Genomic DNA, 20,784 nt, shown 5'->3' on the forward strand with positions numbered 1-20,784 from the left:
CCAGGTACCTTTTTTCCTAAAGCTGACTTTTAAAGAATTCGGAATGTTCCGCGAGTTTTTCCATATAACCGCGCACGTCTTCTTGGGCTTCATTGGGCAAATGTTTAAAAGGCACGATGTGTTCGTCAGGAACATAACGGAAGGTGAAGTTGATACGACGAGTTTCAAAGTTTGAAATTTCGTTCAGAGGAAAAGTGTGACCCTCTTTTTTATCCACGCGTTGCACACGATGGAAAAGGTGCTTTTTAAATTTCTCTCCACCGAAAATTTGCAAAGAGCGATCATCAAGCCACTGTTGCAAGATCACGTTAGATCTGGACTCTGTTCCTTTGCTTGAGACAAATTGGAAAAGAGCGCGCTCACCAAAAGAAATCGAAGCCACGGGGCCTGGTTCAAAATCTTTGTGCTCACCCACGCGCGCGCAATCCAGGCGTTTGCCGTCTTCTTGAATTTGATTTCCGTAGTAGTTAATTAGGCATGTGTTGAGATGCCAGCCACGGGGAATATCGCGCGGTTCAAAAGATTCATGAACTAGAGTTTCAATTTTCTGCACAAGGTATTCTAAAATCGGTGGATACCCCTCGGCCTTTACACAGCGATTATAAATTCCTTTAGGCGGATGATAGTAATTCAAACAAGCAAACTGCCAGTTTCCCAACCAGTAAACCGGGCGCAACAAGGGGCGCTGTTTTTGGTTCTCAGGCGGCGGATTATTTTTGGAATAGCGCATCTCCCAGATCGGGTAGAGCGTGTTTAAATACTGAAGGATTTCTTCTTTTTCCCGAGGAGAAATGTAGCCCTGTTTATAAACCAGGCCGCGTGCGCGACCGGAAGAGTTTTCCGCTCCTTTGGGAGGGAATTTGGGCTTGTAAGATCCTTTAGGCTTAAACATAGAAGAAATGGTCTATCATAACTAAGGGCTTCTGCAAAGGTACCTGGTGACAGGGAGGGCTGCTTCGGATACAAATGACCCGTGGGAGGATGAAAAAATGACAACCCCTGTGAAGGCGACCGTAGGTCCTCAAGAAAAAGAACTTCTTTTAAATCAGATCCCTTTCCTTAAAGGTAAAAGAATCCTCATTATTGGAGATGTCGGTCTTGATGAGTACGTCTTGGGTCAAGTTCGCCGTATCAGCCCTGAAGCTCCCGTTCCTGTTTTGGAAGTGGAAGAAGAAGACATGCGTTTAGGCCTTTCTGCCAACGTCGCACAAAACGTCGCAAGTCTTGGTGGTGAAGCGATGCTCGTTTCTGTTGTTGGCGATGATACCGGAGCCAATCTTTTAAAAGATCTTTTTGCGAAAAATGGTGTGAGCTGGGATTACATGATTGTCGATAAGGCTCGTCCGACGACACGTAAAACGCGTGTGATGGCAAAACACCATCACTTGGTGCGTGTGGATTATGAGCTTCGCAAATATTTGTCTGCCGAAGCGGAAGCACGCTTAATTGAAACTGTTGAAAAGAATGTGGCTAAAGCGGACTGCGTGATTATTGAAGACTACGCAAAAGGTGTGATCTCTCGCAATGTCGTGGAAAAAGTGTCTGCGATTTGTAAAAAGCACGGTAAAAAATTAATGGTCGATCCACATCGTAATAATCCGGGTTCGTTCTATGCTGGTGTTGATTTGATCAAACCGAATTACGATGAAGCGGTTGTTTTAACAGGCCTTGATTTTGATGATCTTCGTGACAATCCAAATAAAGTTGTTGAAGTAGGTCGTGCTCTACAAAAAATCACGGGTGCCAAAGAAGTGGTTTTGACTCGTGGAAAAGACGGAATGACGATTTTCTCCGGTGATGAAATCATGGAAGTTCCAACATACGCCCGCAAAGTTTTCGACGTGACGGGCGCCGGTGACACGGTGATCGCGACTTTGTCTTTAGGACTGGTTTCTGGTTTGTCTCTTGTTCACTCTTGCATGCTAGCAAACTATGCCGCAGGTGTGGTGGTTGGCAAAGTTGGATGCGTGCCTTGTGAAATTCCAGAGCTTAAAGAATACATCCAAACAGCTCACTAGGAGTTTTCAAATAACATCTGGCTCCTCACAACGGGATTGTCATAGCCTCAAGGGCATGAGCTTTTTGTTGTGGGGAGTTTTCATTTCTTTTTATTCTCTTGTTTCCTGCCAAAGCGTTCCTGCAAATTATAAGGTTTCAGAAAGTCATGCGCTGACCACAACGTCAGACACTTTTTTTGGTCGCCTTTTAGCACCCAGTATTGAGGCGAACCCTGGGAAATCGGGTTTTTATCCTTTGCAGGCAGGGACTGACGCTTTTGTGGCAAGACTTGAATCGGTTAGACGAGCCCAGAAAAGCCTCGATGTGCAATACTACATTTGGCACGACGACCTTGTTGGGAAAATTCTTTTCTATGAAATTTTAGCGGCCGCAGATCGCGGTGTTCGGGTGCGCCTGCTTCTGGATGATTTGCACATCGGCCAGTACGAGGAATTACTTTTAGTTTTAGATTCGCATCCTTTTATTGAAGTGCGAATGTTCAATCCTTTCGCCAACCGCAGTCTTCGATTTTTGGACGTATTTCGTTTTAGCCAAATCAATCGTCGTATGCATAACAAAGTTTTGATTGCCGACAACCAAACGGCCATTATCGGTGGACGAAATATTGGCAACGAATACTTCACAGCGAGCCCTGATGAAAACTTCGGGGATTTTGATGTCTGGTGTTTTGGTCCGGTGGTGAAAGAAAGCTCGCAGTCCTTTGACCTTTACTGGAATCATCGTCTATCGGTTCCGATTAAAGAACTGAATAAGCGCGAGGTGCAGGGAACGGAATTGGCAAGTTTGCAGAATGACCTTAAGGCCGTTGCACAAAGCGAAGAGGCAAAACCCTATTTAAAGGAACTCGCAGAATCTTCATTAGCAAAGAGCATCGAAAATAGAAAAGTGCATTCGTTCTGGGGAAAGGCACAAGTTTTTTCTGACTCTCCGGAAAAGGTAGCAGGTGAAAGTTATAAAAAAACTTCCATGCTCAATCAAGTGACTGCGTTGCCGATTAAATCTTCCAAAGAGATCTTCATCGTTTCACCTTATTTTATTCCCGGAAAAAACGGTGTTGAATATTTCAAGAAAAAATCCAAGGAGGGGGTGAAGGTCACTGTTTTCACGAACTCTTTGGCCTCCAATGATGTTCCGCTTGTATTCGCAGGATATAAAAAATATCGCAAAGGTTTGCTAAAGGTGGGCGTGGAAATTTACGAAATGCGTCCGCGTATTTCGGCTCAGAAAAAGAAATTCTCTAGCAGTCTTTCTGCCGGAGCTCGTTTAGGATTGCATGGTAAAGCGTATGTCTTTGACCGTCGTGTGATGTTCGTCGGTTCTATGAATTTAGATCCACGCTCGGTCGAACTTAATTCAGAAATGGGCGTTTTATTTGAAAGTCCCGAGCTTGCACAAAAGTTTGTGGAGCTAACATTGAATGAACTTCCCGATGTCGCTTACAAGGTGACTTTAAACGAGGGAAAATTGCAATGGACGACTCAAGAAGGTGAAAACCAAGTGACAGTGGAATCTGAACCCGAAGCTTCCGTATGGAAGAGTTTTAAAGCGGGCTTCCTTTCCTTGTTTGTTCCCGAGAGTATGTTATAAAGCCCTCATGAAGACACGCACTTATAAAGTCAATTCTCAGTTATTACCCGAAGGTTTTCCCAGAGAGTTTGATGCTCATATTTATTTCTCGGAAACTTCTTTTGAGAAAGCCCATCGGTTGCGCGAAGAGGCCATCGCGCGATTTGCAGGTCAGCGCGTGTTCGTAGGGCAAATGATTCCCGAAGCCATCGGCCCCCATCCTATTCCGATGTTTGAAATCAATTTTCCCAAAGAGCTCTTCACCGACGTGGTCTTGTGGCTTATGAAAGCCCGTGGAGATTTATCAGTCCTCGTACATGAATTGACAGGAAACGATCTCTACGATCATACTCAAGCCGCCATGTGGCTCGGCGAAGCCGTTCCTCTCGATTATTCCGAGTTTAAATCTTAAGACATTTCTACAATATGATCTTGGGAACGGAGTTTGTTGAGTTCCGTGTAGAGAACGGTCATGCGGTCGTAGGTATCGACGGAGTGGTCTTTCCAAGGACACTTGCTAATGGTTTTTGGAAGGTCTTCCTTAACGATATGACCATTGTGAATTCTAAGATCAATCTTTTGTTCACCGGTGACTTGAATATGGGCATTCATCAAAGCTGTTAGCTTTTTTGTGCGCAGGTAAGTCGCTGCAGAACGGATGAAGTGTCGCTCAAACTTATCGGCGATATCTTCCGCCGTAAGTTCTGTTTCTACGTCATCATCTTCTTCGGAAGTTTCTGTTTCTTCCAAAAGCTCCTGGGCCTCTTCTTCATCTTCGTCTTTAAGTTTGCGATACCAGTTCAGTCCCACGGCCAAAATCGCACGAACGGATGTGAATTCATACATCTCAAAACCATGGCGTTCACAGAAAAGCTGGAAGCCCTCTTTCAGAAGTTCGGCATCCAAAGGCTCATAGAACATATTTTCGTCAAAGCTTTCTGCCGCTAAGGACGCACTCAATCTTAAAATCGAGTCCAATGCCATCGCATTAGAAAAAGGCCCGATGAAATGTTCGTCGTCAGCTTCAGCGCGTGACGAAGTGAAATCACGGTTAAAAAACGCCAGCTCGCGACGGCCCACCTTTAAACTCACGTTGTAAGGAGGATTGAGTCTTTTGATCTCGTCGGTTTCTAATAAAGCAGCTTCCAACGGACTTCCTACAGTTGTGACATGCAAGTCCCAAACTTGAGTCAGCATTTCAAGCTTTCGTGTGTCGCGATTTTTCTGACCACGGAAGTAACTGTTCACGCGATCGTGCAGAGAGGTCGCCTTACCAACATAAAGAACTTCGCCCCAGCGACTCATCATGCGATAGATGCCAGGCTCTTTAGGAAGGCTCAGACGTTTTTCTTTCGGTAAAGGATATTCGTATTTACTACGGGCTGTTTTCGGAGTTTCTTGCAGCCAGTGATGAAGTTCTTCAACAGTATGAATGCCTTTTTCTTCCAAGGCTGCGGTGAGCCCTTGCCAAATCACTTGTGTTGCTTGCACATGATTGGCGGCGCGTTTTAATTCCCCCGAAGGACAGCCAAAGTATCCAGCAAGTCCTTTAATACCGCGAGTGGGAAGATTCGGAAAAAGTCTTTTGGCAATTTCGTGAGTGCAAAGAATAGAAAATGGCATGGCCTCTTGTAGTTTTTCGTAAGCGTCCGCTAAGAACGGTTTTTCAAACTGCGCAAAGTGGATCACGGCTAATACGTCTTCGCCGACATGAGTTTTGATAAATTCTTTTAAAGAAGAAAATACTTCAGGCAAAGGACGAGCGTCCACCATGTGCTTATCGTAAATTCCCGTGATGAATTGAATACGGCGAGGAACAGGTTGATCTTCTGGTTGTTGCACCAAAAAGCTTTCAACAGTCTCGGATTGCAAAGAGCCCCAAGCAATTTCCAAAATATTGGCAGTATCAGGTTTTGCCCCTGTAGTTTGTAAATCTAAAAAAAGAACGGATTTCTTTTTAAGACTCATAAGAACTCCAAAACTCTTGGACGTCTTTAAGAATCTGCCTTGATACTAATTCTTGCGGAGAATCCTGAAACCAACCTTCGGGCATCGTTTCAGCATAACTGTTCTGCAAAAAGCGTGAGTCCAGCATCACAATCACACCGCGATCCGTTTCTGAACGAATCACACGTCCTGCCGACTGGATGGCTTTTGCCATAGCCGGATAAACATACGCATAGTTAAAGGCATTGTCTTTGCCATAACGGTTTTCATAATAAGTACGAATTTGCTCGCGCTCAAAATCAAAGTTGGGAAGTGCCGGACCTACAACAAAAGCGCCAATGAGCATATCACCAGGGAAGTCCACGCCTTCAGAGAAAACTCCACCCTGCACGCCCATCAATAAAGTGGGGCGTTGAGCGGCTTTCATTTCTTCAAGATAACTTTGGATTTGTTGCTGCTTCATTTCTCGTTCTTGCGTCAGAATTTGAAACTCTGGAAGCTGCAACTTTTGTAAAACCATTCCCATAAATTCAAAGCTTGGGAAAAGAGCAATGTAATTTCCAGATTTCACTTGCGTGATTCTTTGAATGGCGTCGGCAATTTTACCGGCGTTCATATGACGATCTGAAAATTTTGTTGAAATCTGTGGAATGATCAAAAGCTTACGGTTGTCTTTAGTAAACGGTGAAGAGAACTCAATTTGTTTCGTTGTTTCTTTCGGAAAACCCAAAAGTTCTTGATAATAATTAAACGGCTTTAGCGTAGCTGAAAATGCCACGACATTCTTAAATTCTTTATATGCCAAAGACAAATGATCGGCAGCATCACAGCAGGTGATCTTCAACATCTCAGAATAGTTGCTCTTTTGATAGGTCTGAAAAAACTCTTCGCCACTTAAAGCTAGCGAGTTTACAAAATCCGACCACATATTCATAAAGCGCAACATAGGATCTTGGTTTTGAATCTCTTCGTCAGACTCCAAATACTGAACGGTCAAATCGCGAATATCCGCATCTAGATCTTCAAACGGCTCCATCATGATTTCAATCTTTTTGGAAACGCCATCAAGACCGTAAGACTGAATCAGCTTGCGAGCCTGTTGCAACAAAACTTGCGCACGCAAAGAAAACGACGGTGAGAGTTTTACCAAGTCGCGCTCTAAGATATTAAGCTGTTGAGTCGAAATACTCGGAGAAAAATAATCCTGCGCTCGTGAAGGAAGATTGTGAGCCTCATCAATAACCAGATTGGCTTTTTCCTTTGGTTCAAGCAAAGGCTCTGCCAAGCGGCCAATCAAACTGCGGGGAGCAAACACATAGTTGTAATCGCCAATCACCACATCGGCGCGCTCAATGGCTTCAATAGAAAGTTCAAAAGGGCAAACTTGATATTCTTCCGCCATGGCCTTGAGTTTATGACTGTCAAGACTGCGCAACCTCGCAAGTTTATTTACAAGATCGTTTTCATGAACCTTTTTATAATAATCATTCGCAAACTCACAGTATTTGGGATTGCAAAGAGGCTCAGCCTTCATGCACATCTTGCTTTTTGCCGTGATAGTCAAAGATCGCACTTTGCAACCTTGCTCTTGCATGCGCTCAACGGCTTCTTCAGCAACCTGATGCTGGGAGTTTTTAGGCGTGACGTAGACCACTTTTTGGCCACGAGCCATAGCTTCTTTCAAAGAGGGATATAAAATCCCCACAGTTTTTCCAAGGCCCGTCGGAGCTTGAATCAAAAGAGGATTTTCTGTGGCAAAATTTTCGGTGACCGAATCGACGAGTTCCCGTTGTCCTCGGCGCGGAGCGGGAAACGGAAAAGCCATTTCTTCAGAAATCTGCTGACGTTTTTTAAATAACTTCTCTTTGATCTTCGTTTCAACAACAAGTTCTTCCAAGCGAAGAGCGAGCCAGGTCTCGTATTCTTCAATATCCAATAAAACGGGTAAGTCGCGAAATTTATAATAATTGCGAGCTGAAACCAGACAAAGATTCAAACGTGGAACAACGCCCGTGTGTTTGTAGTGCATGTATCCATAAGTGCGGACCTGCCACACGTAGGGATGATTGGGCTCCAAGGTCAACTTATCGTAAAGTTCATCAATATCAAAACTGGTTTTGATTTCTTCAATCATCGCCGGATATTCGACAAATCCATCAGCACGTCCCGAGATCTCAAATTCATAAGGAGACTTCGTAAAGGTAAAAGAGATTTTTTTCTCAGGCGTATAATCCGAATTTTCGCGCACACGAATTCTTTGTACTGCTTGATGAATTTCCTGACCACTCAGTGGAGGCGCTCCATAACCGGAATGCGTCTCGATGTGTCCTACACGAGGAGTTGGAATCGCAAATTGTCGAACATCGAGATGAACTTTACGCATATCAATCTAGTTTAAATTGCAGTTGATCCCCGGGCCTTTGAAAGTGTGCTGCCGAGAGTTCAAACTCTTTCACATTTAAATTATATTTGCGAGTATAAAGAGCAAACATTTGCGCCATTTGGTCCGCTCTGGCGCCTTCTCCGCGCATACGCGATCCAAAGTTAGGATCATTGAGTTTGCCGCCCCGAATATCACGCACCGAGTTTAAAACTTTTTGCTTTTTTAGTGGGCGATGGACTTCCAACCATTCATCAAAAATCGGTAAAACCGAAGACGGCAGTCGCAAAGGAACGTATCCGGCAAAGCTGGCTCCCGCTTCACTAGCAGCTTTTAAAATCATTGGCATTTCATGATCAGTGAGGCCGGGAATACAAGGTGCAACATTCACGCCTACCGGAATCCCTTCCTTAGCCAAAGTTTCAATCGCCTTAAGACGCGCCATCGGATGAGAAGTGCGCGGTTCTAAAGTGCGAGCAAGGTCAGCATCCAGTGATGTCACTGAAAGAAAAATCAAAATGCCGTCATACTTGGCCATCTCTTTAAAAATATCTAAGTCTCTCAAGATCAACGCATTTTTCGTGATCATCGAAACAGGATTTTTAAATTCCAACAAAACCTGCAGGCAGCCGCGAGTCAGCTCTTTTTGTCTTTCGAGCGGTTGATAGCAGTCCGTAATGCCGCTCATGTTGATCACTTCCGGTTGCCAAGATTTTTTCATCAAAGCTTCACGCAAAAGTTTAGGAGCTTCTTCTTTCACAAAAATTTTAGATTCAAAATCAAGCCCCGGAGAATAACCTAAATACTCGTGGGTCGGGCGCGCATAGCAGTACGCGCAGCCGTGTTCACAGCCGCGATAGGCATTCACTGAAAAGCGAAAACCGACATCAGGAGATTTGTTTTCCGTGATAATGGTGCGTGAAGAGTCTTTGAGGACTTCCGTTTTGAGAAGAGGCTTCTCGTCAGCATCAATGTAATTATCAAATTCTTCTTCGGTAGCTTCGTATTTAAGAGAGTCGTAACGATTGGTGACGTTGCTACTGGCTCCACGACCACGAATATCTTTTCGAAATTCACGAGTCATAGGCAGCCAGTATATGCCAAAAAAATAAAAAACCGCAAAGCAGAATGCCGTTTGGCTAGACTGCTAAGGCTTGTTTACTCAATATGAGTTCAGTTTAAATTCGTAAAAGGCAATTCTAAACCGTTAAAAATATAAACCGGTCGCAGCGCTTGCCCTGCAGATTCTCCGGGAACAAAAATGCGCACGTTAAACACCAAGGATGCGTTTTCCAGGACGGGATGTTGTGTTTGCAACCAGTTTTGCACGGCAGATTCCACTTGAGTCGTTAATTCAGATGTGAAAGAGGTTGGAACCATTAATAACACGGAAGCCATAGCTCCTGAATTTTTATATAAGTAATTGATTTCAAGTGAGATCAAAGCATTCTGTGAAGCTTGTTCGATGGTTTCATTGAAAGCTAAGTCCAACCATGTCTTCAATGAGCTCACCTGGTTCTTTTGTCCTAGCAGCTCGGGTAAGCTTGCTGGTCCCGTCGAGGCGGCCAAAGGGTATAAGGGAGAAACAAAAGACACCCAAGGACTCTTACCCGTAGAATCAAAAGCTTGAACTTTGATATGGGCTTGTGGGTGAACCAATGCATTCCAAGACTTGATTGAAACAAAAAGCACACCGGCAGAATTTTCTGTGGTTTCAATTGATTTTAAATCTGCAGAAAACCCTTTATCAAAACTGACTAACAAGGCGCCGGAATTAGAACGAGTGATATGAAAGAAAGGTTGTTGATCTTCAAGACTAAGATGGAAACCTGCCCCTGGAAAATTCGCCGGAGCCGTAAGCTGGATTGTTACCGTGCCTAGAGCGGATTGCTGCAGTCGTGAAATATTTGAATCTGGCACGAAGCTTTGTCCCAGCAAAGACGGCGGAGTCGCAGCAAGAGCTGATGTACTAAAACCTAAAAACAAACCCAAGAGCATAGATAAAGAAAGTGTTTTCATGGAAGCTTCATAACGAAGTTCCCTGGTAAACTCAAATTATATAAACGAAGGAATCGGGAATTCTACTTCGCAGGAATTTCTTGCAAGGGATGATGATGTCTTTCGCGTTTAAACAAGAAAGCAAAACTATTCACCATCAAGAAGGATAGAATCACAAATCCTAAACCCCAGAGGAGCGCTTGTTTAATGCTAAACAAGTCCGTCAGTTTCCCAATCGTCAGATGCATTAGAATCAACATAATGGAATCCGTCGCCATCATATACGAAACGGCGGAATCCAAGTCCTCAGGAAACTCTGTGGAGATCCAGGAAATCGATAGAGGGTAAAATGGCGCAATCATAAAACCTGTTCCCGCCAAGAACAGAGGATGAATAAATACGCCAGCTAAGATAAAAACACCGGTCATCACTAAAGAGCTCGACAATAAAAATTGCGGAGAACGTTTGAAGTGAACCACGGCAAAAAGAAAACGTCCTAGCATCATGCAAATAAAGAAATAAGTGACGTAAAGACTTGAAGCCTCCATGTCGTAATTCCAAGTGCGTTGCATGTACAGAGCTAAACGCGAAGACACCATAATCTCGGCTGCGACGGCAAGGCTCAGCATGATAGCTAAAAACAACTGCGGCTTAAAATTTTTCTGCTTATTGGCTTTGTGTTTCTCAGGAGAAAACTCTGCTTTCGTGTGCAAAGACTTGTGACTTCTGTGAAAAGTATAAATCAAAAGAAGTACAGGTCCTAAAGAGCCAGCAGCAAAAGTCCAGCGCCAGCTTCCAGTGAGATACTCCATGGAGGCTGCTAAAAGAGGCGCCAGCAAACTCGCCATTCCGTACATAGTGTGAAGGCCCGAAAGCATTTGTTGCTTGCGATGAGGACTGGAGCCCATCGGCACTAAGATATTAGGCACTAAACCCAATACGCCCAGGCTTAAACCAAAGAAAAAACTGAAAAATAAAAACAAAGGAAAAATCGGAGAGGCCGCCATACCCCACATCGAGAGCATCAAGCCAATCGCTCCACTGCGCAGAACCGTCAGGCGATCATAGCGTCGCAAAAGATAACGACAGCCATAGCTCGCAAAAAAGCCTGAAATATTACTGAGCGCAAACATCAAAGACCCCATAGAGTCACTGATCGCAAAATGCTTCATGATTTCAGGAAACAAAGGCCCACGGATATTGTCGGAAAGTCCGAAGACAAAGAGGCTTGCGTAAGAAAGAAAAATAAAGGGCCAAATCATGCCTTCAATATAAAGACCTGAGAGGGTGAACTCAAGGAGGAGAGGGGTAATATGAGGACTCTTATGTAGAATTTGCTTAAAGTTGCTTAAAGTCAGGCAGCCCGGCTCGTCCAAAGGGACAATTCCATGAAATTCCTAGGAAAAAAGGGGGGCTTGTGCTACAAAATCGCCCACACATATCCTTTAACCAAAGAGACTGACAAGGTCTCAGCTGTAACAAGCATGGCTGTAATAAGCCCGAGGAGCCCGAAGATGGAATTAAACAACGGCGGCGTTGAAAACGCTCTGTCTGCCCCTGTGAACTATGCTGACGATAACGTCGCAAAACCTCTCGAAAACAAACCCGTCAATTTTTACTCAATGACTCTTGAAGATTTGAAAGCCTACCTTAAAGGGAAGGGCAAAGAGCAATTCCGCGCTCAACAAATTTTCAAATGGGTTTACGAACAAAGAATCACAGACCCTGAACAAATGACGAATCTCTCAAAAGAATTCCGTGCTTCTTTGCCGCAACTTTTGAGCTTCGAACTTCCAAAAGTTTTAACTCACTTAAAATCAGTCGATGGCACTCAGAAATTGCTTTTTGATATGGGCAATGGCCAAAGTGTCGAAGCTGTTTTGATTCCATCGGAAGATCGTCTGACATTGTGTATTTCTTCCGAAGTTGGTTGCAACATCGGTTGTAAGTTCTGCTTCACTGGAAAACAAAAACTAAAACGTCGCTTGCGCACGGAAGAAATCGTGGGCCAATTCATGCAATGTCATGATCGCATGGGCGACGGCCAGCGCATCACAAACATCGTTTTCATGGGCATGGGCGAGCCGTTGGATAATCCAGAAGCCGTCTTTAAAACCATCGACGTTATTCACTCTCCATGGGGTATCAATCTTTCTCGCAAAAAAATCACGGTCTCGACGTCAGGTATCGTTCCAGAAATGTGGCGTGTCGCTGACGCGAAAGTGCGTTTAGCCGTGAGCTTAAACGGTCCAACGGATGAGATTCGTTCACAAGTGATGCCGATCAATAAAAAATGGAATACGACGGAACTTTTGAACGCTTGTAAAGAGTATTGCCGTATCACGAAAGACAAAGTCACTTTCGAGTACGTTTTGCTTAAAGGTGTGACAGATCAAATCGAACACGCTCGCCAGTTGGTGAAATTGGTGAAGGATGTTCCTTGTAAGATCAACATCATTCCGTTCAATGAACATCCAGGTTCTGGTTACGAGCGTCCTTCGGATGAAGCTGTCGAGGCTTTCCACTCGGAACTTATGCGCCTTGGTGCCCATGTTCTTCTTCGCCGCTCCATGGGGCGCGACATCTTTGCGGCTTGCGGTCAGTTGACAAGTCAGGTGCCGAACAAGCCTGAAACTATGGATATCTCTAACTCTAAACTTGCGGGTCTTCCAAAGTACAAGCGTGAGATGCTTGCAGCTGCTGAAGCCGCGACGAATAACAACAATCAATAAGGAACCGACATCATGTCTGAAATTCTCGTTGTAGGAAGTCTTGCTTACGATTCAATTCAAACGCCATCAGGAAAAGTCGATCGCGCGTTGGGCGGCTCTGCGAATTATTTTTCTTTGGCAGCCTCTTTGTTTTCTAAAGTGCGCGTTGTCGGTGTTGTCGGTGAAGATTACGAGCAGAACGATTATGAGTTGCTTCACTCTCGCGGTGTTGATTTGACCGGCCTTTCAAAAGTTCCAGGAAAGACATTTCATTGGGCGGGTTCTTATGAAGGCGACATGAATGAAGCGAAAACTTTGAAAACGGATTTGAACGTGTTTGAACACTTCAACCCGCAATTGCCGGAGCATTTCAAAGATTCTTCTTTCGTTTTCTTGGCTAACATTGCTCCAGAACTTCAATTGCAAGTTTTGGAACAGGTGAAAGCTCCAAAGTTTGTGGGCATGGATTCCATGAACTTGTGGATCAATATCAAAAAAGAAAAAGTAATCGAAGTTCTTAAGAAGGTCGATCTTGTTTTGATCAACGAAGGTGAAGCCAAAATGCTCACGGGCGCAGCGAATGCCATTTCAGCCGCTCCGATGATCACAGATCTTGGACCAAAAACAGTGGTGATCAAACGTGGTGAGTACGGCTTTGCGATGTACTCTAAAACAGATGGTTACTTCATCTTGCCTGCGATGCCGATTCCGACAGTCGTCGATCCAACAGGTGCGGGTGATACATTCGCCGGCGGTTTCTTCGGATACTTGGCAGCGCAAAAAGAAGTTCCAACGGTAGGTAACTTGAAACAGGCTTGTATCATGGGTTCTATGATGGCAAGTCACACGATTCAGGACTTCTCTGTAAGAGCTCTTGCGAAAGTCACACTCAGTGACCTGGAAAAACGTCTCACTGAATACAAAAAAGTGATTACGGTTTAGTAAATTTAAAAAATCTCAAAATGAAAAGCCTCGCGAAAGCGGGGCTTTTTTAGTTTTATCCTTAGTCGATTCCAGCAGTTAGAGCGAAATCCGAGTCACAGCATTTAAAAATTATTTAATCCCGTTTTCATAGGTTCTTAAGAACGCTTTGTTAATCTGATTTCAGCAAGAGAAGAGATGATTCTCACAAACCAAATGGAGGTTTTTATGAAATCAGCAATCGTTCTTATGTCAATCGTACTTGCAGGTGTTTTCGCTCAAGCACAAGGCACAGGCGCAGCTCCTCAGCAGTCAAACACTGCAAACTCTGAAGTTTCTCAACAACAAAAAGCAGATTCTGCTGTTGTGAAAAAAGAGAAAAAACATAAAAAACACGGCAAAAAAGAGAAATCAGAAAAAGAAAAATCAGAAAGCATGACTAAATAGTTTCCTGATGAGTGCCCTCGATCTTAGCCGAGGGCACTTCGTTATCGCAAATTTTTCTCTAGAATCATATTCGCGTTTGAAGCATTTTCCGTTTCGGGTTGAAGCGAATTTTAAAAAATATACGCTAATCATGACGGCCATCATCACACTCCACGATTTCGCAACACTACCCTGAGATAAGGAAGTGCAAAGGAATTGCAGGAGGACGTATGAAGCTGGTAACAAAAATAGTATGTATTGTGGCGTTAGCAGCTGCTTTGGCATCAATTACATCAACTCAGATCGCAAGAAAAGAAGTTGAAGAGCAAGGGCAAGAAGATCTTGTTCAAAAAAGTCAGGCGATTTTAGATCAGCTCGAAGGCATCCGGGACTACGTCGCCGACCAAGGCGGTTTGCAAGAGTATATCAATCAGATTGTTGCACGGTATCCCGATGGCAATATTCCCCAGGATATAAAAACAAGTATTTTGAAACGCGTTCCCATTTTTGCTTCCATGAAGGTGGGGCAGGATCAGTCAGAGCGCGCCGGATATAAATTTCGAGTCTTTGCTAAAGAACCCCGTCGCAAAGGCAACTTAGCCACGGCAGATGAAACGCAAATTTTTGATAAATTCGAACGGGATCCAAATTTGAAAGAATTCGTGGCGACAACAGACAGTCATATTGTCGTTTACCGACCGGTGCGACTTTCTGAAAAGCAAGGCTGCTTACTTTGTCATGGCGAGCCTTCACAAAGTCCTTTTAAAAATGGAAAAGATATTCTTGGTCATACGATGGAAAATTGGGCGGACGGAAGGCTTCACGGTGTCTTCAGTATCAAGTCTGATATGGCGCCCACTCATGAAGCCGCCAAAGCTTCCGTGGAAAATATCTTACTCTTTGCTCTGGGCGGTTTGATTTTCAGTGTGATCCTTGCCTGGTTTATTTTAAGAAAACCTTTGGCAAAATTGCGTGACGCCGTTGATTCAATTAAAAATTCAAGCGCGCGTCTTGCGTCAACCAGTCACGAGATATCAAGCGCATCACAAAACTTAAGCAGTTCTTCCACTCAAGCTGCGGCGGCTCTTGAAGAAACATCGGCGTCTTTGGAAGAATTGACAAGCATGGTGAAACTTAACACCGAAAATGCCAACAGTGCCAAAGATATTTCTGTGAGCGCCATGAATTCAGCGAAAGTCGGTGAGGAACAAATCCGCACTTTGATTGAATCTATGAAGGAAGTTTCTACGTCCTCTAAAAAGGTTGCTGAAATTACCACGGTGATTGATGACATTGCCTTTCAAACGAATCTTCTAGCACTCAATGCTTCGGTAGAAGCCGCTCGTGCTGGGGAGCACGGAAAAGGTTTTGCTGTTGTTGCCGACGCCGTTCGTTCCTTAGCTCAAAAATCCGCTGTCTCAGCGAAAGAAATTTCAGATCTCATTTCGCAAAGCTCCACTTTAATTAGTTCAAGTTATAATTATGCGGTTAAAAGCGGAGAAACATTGCAGGCGATCGTGAAAGAGGCAGAAAAAGTATCTGTGCTGAACAATGAAATCGCACATGCTAGCGTTGAGCAAACCACTGGGATTGAACAAATCAGCAAAGCCGTTCATGAGCTTGATAAAGTCACACAGAACAACGCCGCTTCCTCCGAAGAGGCCGCAGCGGCTTCCGTTGAATTATCGCGACAATCTGAGCAGTTAGATGATTTGGTTGGCGGCGTGGGGGATGTTATCAATGGAGCGAAGAAAGTCAGTTAACCTGACTTTCTTCCATTTTTTGTTGAGCGTTTTCTTTCTGCGGAATTCGAGACGCTATATACTCAGCCATAGCGGCAATCGTTAACGAGGGATTTGCTCCTGTAGAGGTAGGAAGAATACTTCCATCAATAACATGCAAGCCTTCGTAGCCGAAAACTTCTCCCATAGTATTGACGAAGCCATCTTCTGCGGAATCCCCCATGGGACAACCGCCAAGAGGATGAACGGAAATCACCTTGTTTAAGTGAGTCAGCGGATTTTCAACATAAACGCCATCCACCATGTCGGCGATCTTTCGCATCTCTTCACGCAGACGATCAAAGTGCGGCTGGCTTTTATCGATCTTCCAACGAATGATAGCTTGGTTGTCGTCGCGAAGTTGGATTTCTCCATCGGGCTTATCGCGCCCCATTCCTAAAAGAATCAGACAGCGTTTTGTAAATTCGGCGCGGTCAATGGTTTTGGCAAATTCATCTCCTATATTGATTTGATCGTGGCCGTCGATCTTAAGAATTTTAAAAAAATGTTTTTTAAGCTGATGGCTGGCTAATTTTAAAAGACCTAAAATACCGCTGAGCTGTGGAATGCGTCCCGAAAGAAACCAAGCAAATCCCAAAGGATATCCGGCTTCCTGTAAATACATGCCGTGAGGGTATCCGTCGTCATAATTGCGAAATGAATATTCGATAGAGCCTGTAATTACCGGGCCATTCGTGGCATCCACATTCGGTTTTGTATTAAAGATCCACGAAATGAGATCGCCATTACCGCTCCACTTTTTTCCTAACCAGTGATTGAGTTTAGGAAGATATCCCTGCTTTTTCATTTTTAATAACAAAGACGTAGAACCTAATGAACCAGCAGCGAGGATGACTTTCTTGGCAGTAAAAATATTTTCCTGCATTGGAAATTCAGGAATGACGTAAGCCACGGCGTAATGATCTTCGCGTTTTTCAATGCGAATCACTTCAGCATGGGTTCGCACATCAGCTGCGTGAGGAATATTTTTTAAATTTCTAGCGCGATAAAGATAATTTAAATCCAAAGAATTCTTTGCGTGGATATTGCAACCGATGTCGCAGTCACCGCACTTATTGCACCTCGATTGCAAAGCTCCATGACTGTTGCGGGTTTGATGGCCCGGAAAATCTCCTTCAAAGCGAACGGCCAAAGGAGGCAAAGTGAATTTGTGGCGCTCCTTTGCTTCAGGATGCATCGGCATTTCTTCGGAAAGCTTTTTAAACAAAGCCGTCTTCGGAGTGTTTTTATAATAAGAATGCGTTTCAAACGGATAGGGCTGAGCCTCCATCATTTTTAATACTTTTTCGTAATACGGATCTAAAAGATCCCTTGAAATTCCTCCGGGCCAGTTCACAAAAAAATCGGGAGGCATTTTATAAAGAACGTTGGCATAGATAAGACTTCCCCCGCCAAGGCCGCTTGCGGTTAAAGTCATTGCATCACTGTCGGGAGTGTCGCGAATTTCCATCAAACCGAATTTGCGGTCCTGCGGGTCCCAGAACATGTTTTTGCGAACTTCATGAGGACGACGGGGAAATTCGTGCATCTTCCACTGGCGACCACGTTCTAACAAACAAACTTTGTAACCTTTTTCGACTAAACGGCAAGTCATGACCGAGCCCCCGAATCCGGACCCGATCACGATGTAATCGTAATCTACTTTCATGATTTCTAATTCCTATGCAATACGCAGCTTTTTGACTTCTGTGACGCTTGCTTGTTGTTTTAAGAATTCTACTAATTGCGGAAAGACTTCGGTGTGACTGTATTGTCCCATGAAGACATCTTGATGTCCGTAATTGGTGAATTCTTTGTACTGAATGCGTGCGGCGTTCTTCGTGTTTTTTAAAATTTCATAAGTCATTTTATTCGACTCTGGAAAAATATGATTTTCCGAGCCAGAAACCAACAATGTTGGAGGAAGATCCCGCTTTTTCATTTCCTCCAGGTAGTTGATCTTGCCGTCCCACGAAACCGAAGCTTTTGCCAGAAGCATTTTGCGAATGTGTTTATAATAATGAAAGCTGGTTCCGCCAAAAAGATCCATCAAACGACGATGAGTCACGGGATGGATATTGCGGTGATTGAAAGCGGCAGGGAAGCCCCAACCCCACATAAAGCTCACCATATGACAAGCTGGCTCTTTGCATTCGCTTCGAATCGAACGCTCCATCCAGTAAAGCCATTTTCCGAAAACACGTCCCGGTGAATAAGGAATTTTGGGAGACACGTAAGGATATCCAAATGCCTGTTCTAAAATCTCAGGTCCCACCATCATTTTGGCGAGAGCTTGCCAAGGGACTTGCGGTGTCAGGGACACACTGTTAGCGACAATGCTTGCGATATTTTTTACGTATCCAGCAGCATAAGAAGCCATAAAAGCAAGTGAACCCACGCAGTGGGCGATCACGTGAATTTTCACATCATTCCCGCAAGTTTCTCGAATGAAATTGACGGCTCGTGGAATGTCATACTTCGCGACATCATCAACGGTGTAGCGGTGAGGATGAAGGTTGTAATTAAATCTTCCGCTGCCTCGCCAATCCAAAGACCACACATCAGAAAAACCTTGGGTATGGAGATGATTCACCAGATTTTCATGCTCTGGCATAATGTACATGTCTGTCGAAGTGGTCAGTCCATGCAGAAGTAAAACCACATCTTTGGATTCTTGAAATTTAAAACGCTGTACCGAAATAGTCAGGCCGTCACGCGTGTCGAGAGGATGAAGAATTTTTTCACCTAAAGCCACACCTTGAGTGGTGTGCAAAGGATACTGATGTTCATTCCACCGTGCTGAAGTTGTAGTGAAAACAAACGGCGCATAACTTTCCCAAAGCGTATCGGTGAAAGCCTTAAAGTAACGTAGCAAGGATTCTTTTTCTTCAAGGTAAGAAGTCGTGTTTGTTTTAAAGCTGCGCATTTGGCGCAAGAAATCACTTAAGGAAATACGCAAAACACCCACGGCATGGACATTTTTTTCGCCAAACTTTTCGAAGTTGGAATGTCCTTCCCAGAGATAATAGTAAAGCGTTGTTGTCTGCTTCCAGAGTTCACTGGCATTTTCTTTTAAAATTTCTTTAAACCCAAAAAACGTCCACTTCTTTCCTTCACGGTCCGTGAGGAAAAATGTGTAGTGCATTTCTTTGACCGTGTCGTAGTGAGGACTTGCGGCGGGTTGAGTGAACAGTTGGAAAAAACCATCATCCAGGCGCATATTATCACGAAACCGGAAGTCGGTGATCTTACCAAAAACTTTGGAGGTCGTACTGTGGTCCTCTAGAAAACGTTCAAGATCGGGGACCTTGATGGTAACCGTAAATTCAAATGGCTGCTTATCAAAGCGCTCATTTTCAATTTGAAAATCACCGTGAGAAAGAGGCTGGGCTGGAGACAAAACAAATTTTTTCGGAACAACGTAGCCCGCCATCTTCTCGGTAAATTCGAGAGATACTGTGTTCTTCTTCATCTCACTGTCCTTTCCTTCATAAACAATAAGACGTTTTTCTATCACTTGAAAGTCCCGCAACGGACCAAGGCTCGGTGGCCATCAACAAATATATTGTGTACGCAAAAAAAACGTCTCAAAATGAGAACGGCTCGACCTTAATCCTGATATTGCCCGGACTTTGCATTACCCTTAAAGAGAAGATGGAAAAATTCCGATATTTCCCAATAGATATGAGCAAAAAGAAAAAGAAATCTTCAGCCGCAGAGAATCTGATTGAGTCCTTGATGGATGACCTCAAGGATATTCAGTCCGAATCTTCTTACCGTGCCGCCACGGATGAAGATGATTTTTCTGGTTTGCCGACTCTGGACGACGAAGCCCACCGTGTGGAAAACACAAATGCAGGTGGCGGCAACCTCTGGGAAAATTTAGAAAAAGGAATCGAAAAGGATTTAGTCTCTTCTGAGTTTACGGGTGGGTCCGAGACTTCTGATCCTTCTGACGATCTTGATGAAGAAGCCTCTGCAGATTCTGACTTTGATATGCCGGAAGGCTTTGGCAACTTGCCACCTTCAGAGCGTTTTATGATGGGAACTCCTTCCGCAGAAGAGGAGCATTACGATGGTCCTTCTGCCGATGGCGGTTATCAATCCCCTGATGATATTTTTGCAACTCCTTCAACAGAAGATGTCTATAAAGGTCCTTCCGTTGATAATCTTCCATCTGTAGAGTCTGACGACGAGGCTACTCGCCCTGTATTCAGTCCATCTGCAGTGGGTGGTGGAGAAGATAAAACCGTTTCTATTCAACAAGACATGAACGTCACTTCTTCAGTGGCGGCTGGGACAGATGCGGATAAAACCGTGGCTGTGGAAGGTTTTGCCAACGCTCGTTTGGGCGCGCGCAAGGCTCCGGATGTCGATGTGAAGGTGAGTGTTGGGAATTACCGTGGAAGCCGTGGCTCCGCCAATGTGATGACTTCCGTGGATGCAAGTTTGGCGCAAGCTGAAAACTTGAAATTGGCCCAACAACGTATTTTGGAATTGGAAAAAGAAGTTGAACATCTGCGCGGTGAAAATGAAGAACTGGCTTCGGCTGGTGAGATCATTCGCACTCGCACGGATGAACTGACAGTGCGCATTTCTTCTTTGGAAAAAGAAAAACAAGAAGTGCAAGAATCCGCACAAAGCGAGATTTTGATTTTAAAAGGCAATCTTCAGTACAAAGAAAACGAAGTTGCCAAAGCACGCATTAAAGTGGACGAGCTAGAAACTCGACTTAAATCGGACTTTAAAAAGATCCGTGTGCGCGAAAGAGAGCTGGAAAATCGTCTAGAGCTTCTTCGTGCAGAGAAGTCAGCCCTCGTTCGGTCCAAAGATGAGTATATCTTAGAACAGAAAAGAAAGATTGATCAGCTATCTCAGGAACTCGATAATTACCGTAAGAAGTGTCTTGAACTTTACAAGACCATCGAGGCCAATCAGGATCAAGTTAAACGCACCGAGCGTGCTTTGCGCTTGGCTTTAACGAATCTAGAGGCTAAAGAGGAGAACCTCGTTCCGTTGAAGAAAGCTGAGTAGT

General features: G+C 44.2%; 16 protein-coding genes. 8 read left to right on the forward strand and 8 right to left on the reverse strand.

Annotated features, from left to right (window positions below):
- Window positions 1–16 precede the first annotated feature (16 nt).
- A complete protein-coding gene (locus AAAA78_RS03475) occupies window positions 17–892 on the reverse strand; it encodes an alpha-ketoglutarate-dependent dioxygenase AlkB (RefSeq protein ID WP_340590314.1) in 876 nt (291 codons plus the stop codon).
- Window positions 893–989: 97 nt separating this feature from the next.
- Here AAAA78_RS03475 and rfaE1 point away from each other — a divergent pair, with 97 nt between their 5' ends.
- From rfaE1 to AAAA78_RS03490, 3 genes are read left to right on the forward strand one after another with little or no spacing between them, the layout of a single operon-like run.
- A complete protein-coding gene (gene rfaE1, locus AAAA78_RS03480) occupies window positions 990–2,018 on the forward strand; it encodes a D-glycero-beta-D-manno-heptose-7-phosphate kinase (protein ID WP_340590315.1) in 1,029 nt (342 codons plus the stop codon).
- A 55-nt stretch (window positions 2,019–2,073) separates the two neighbouring features.
- Window positions 2,074–3,606, forward strand: coding sequence for a phospholipase D family protein (locus AAAA78_RS03485; protein ID WP_340590316.1), 1,533 nt, complete (start codon window positions 2,074–2,076; stop codon window positions 3,604–3,606).
- A 7-nt stretch (window positions 3,607–3,613) separates the two neighbouring features.
- Entirely contained in the window at window positions 3,614–3,997 is a 384-nt protein-coding gene (locus tag AAAA78_RS03490) for a DOPA 4,5-dioxygenase family protein (protein ID WP_340590317.1), read from the forward strand.
- Here the strand turns inward: AAAA78_RS03490 and AAAA78_RS03495 are convergent.
- The 5 genes from AAAA78_RS03495 to AAAA78_RS03515 all read right to left on the reverse strand — a co-directional run bounded on the left by AAAA78_RS03495 (window position 3,994) and on the right by AAAA78_RS03515 (window position 11,172).
- Complete coding sequence (locus AAAA78_RS03495; protein ID WP_340590318.1) at window positions 3,994–5,553, reverse strand: exonuclease domain-containing protein; 1,560 nt, start codon at window positions 5,551–5,553, stop codon at window positions 3,994–3,996. The genes AAAA78_RS03490 and AAAA78_RS03495 overlap by 4 nt on opposite strands.
- Complete coding sequence (locus tag AAAA78_RS03500) at window positions 5,543–7,915, reverse strand: ATP-dependent DNA helicase (protein ID WP_340590319.1); 2,373 nt, start codon at window positions 7,913–7,915, stop codon at window positions 5,543–5,545. The genes AAAA78_RS03495 and AAAA78_RS03500 overlap by 11 nt, the downstream gene beginning before the upstream one ends.
- Before the next feature lies 1 nt (window position 7,916).
- A complete protein-coding gene (locus AAAA78_RS03505) occupies window positions 7,917–8,996 on the reverse strand; it encodes a PA0069 family radical SAM protein (RefSeq protein WP_340590320.1) in 1,080 nt (359 codons plus the stop codon).
- Between the two features lie 89 nt (window positions 8,997–9,085).
- Window positions 9,086–9,931 (reverse strand): hypothetical protein, encoded by an 846-nt coding sequence (locus AAAA78_RS03510; protein ID WP_340590321.1) that lies wholly within the window; start codon window positions 9,929–9,931, stop codon window positions 9,086–9,088.
- Window positions 9,932–9,993: 62 nt separating this feature from the next.
- Window positions 9,994–11,172 carry an MFS transporter gene (locus tag AAAA78_RS03515; RefSeq protein WP_340590322.1) on the reverse strand — a complete coding sequence of 393 codons (1,179 nt, stop codon included), beginning with the start codon at window positions 11,170–11,172 and terminating at the stop codon, window positions 9,994–9,996.
- 252 nt (window positions 11,173–11,424) lie between these two features.
- Here AAAA78_RS03515 and rlmN point away from each other — a divergent pair, with 252 nt between their 5' ends.
- From rlmN to AAAA78_RS03535, 4 genes are all read left to right on the forward strand, one after another.
- Window positions 11,425–12,642 (forward strand): 23S rRNA (adenine(2503)-C(2))-methyltransferase RlmN, encoded by a 1,218-nt coding sequence (rlmN, locus tag AAAA78_RS03520; protein WP_340590323.1) that lies wholly within the window; start codon window positions 11,425–11,427, stop codon window positions 12,640–12,642.
- 12 nt (window positions 12,643–12,654) lie between these two features.
- Window positions 12,655–13,563, forward strand: coding sequence for a PfkB family carbohydrate kinase (locus tag AAAA78_RS03525; RefSeq protein WP_340590324.1), 909 nt, complete (start codon window positions 12,655–12,657; stop codon window positions 13,561–13,563).
- 207 nt (window positions 13,564–13,770) lie between these two features.
- A complete protein-coding gene (locus tag AAAA78_RS03530) occupies window positions 13,771–13,989 on the forward strand; it encodes a hypothetical protein (RefSeq protein ID WP_295901197.1) in 219 nt (72 codons plus the stop codon).
- A 209-nt stretch (window positions 13,990–14,198) separates the two neighbouring features.
- Window positions 14,199–15,731 (forward strand): methyl-accepting chemotaxis protein, encoded by a 1,533-nt coding sequence (locus tag AAAA78_RS03535; protein ID WP_340590325.1) that lies wholly within the window; start codon window positions 14,199–14,201, stop codon window positions 15,729–15,731.
- Here the strand turns inward: AAAA78_RS03535 and AAAA78_RS03540 are convergent.
- A complete protein-coding gene (locus AAAA78_RS03540; RefSeq protein ID WP_340590326.1) occupies window positions 15,724–17,418 on the reverse strand; it encodes a GMC family oxidoreductase in 1,695 nt (564 codons plus the stop codon). The two genes, AAAA78_RS03535 and AAAA78_RS03540, sit on opposite strands and share 8 nt — an antisense overlap.
- Window positions 17,419–17,430: 12 nt before the next feature.
- On the reverse strand, window positions 17,431–19,221 hold the full coding sequence (locus tag AAAA78_RS03545; RefSeq protein ID WP_340590327.1) for an alpha/beta fold hydrolase: 1,791 nt from the start codon (window positions 19,219–19,221) through the stop codon (window positions 17,431–17,433).
- Between the two features lie 212 nt (window positions 19,222–19,433).
- On the opposite strand from AAAA78_RS03545, the gene AAAA78_RS03550 reads away from it, so the two are divergent.
- A complete protein-coding gene (locus AAAA78_RS03550) occupies window positions 19,434–20,783 on the forward strand; it encodes a hypothetical protein (protein ID WP_340590328.1) in 1,350 nt (449 codons plus the stop codon).
- Window position 20,784 lies beyond the last annotated feature (1 nt).

Origin of the sequence: Bdellovibrio sp. BCCA (assembly GCF_037996825.1) — a bacterium.
GTDB lineage: Bacteria > Bdellovibrionota > Bdellovibrionia > Bdellovibrionales > Bdellovibrionaceae > Bdellovibrio.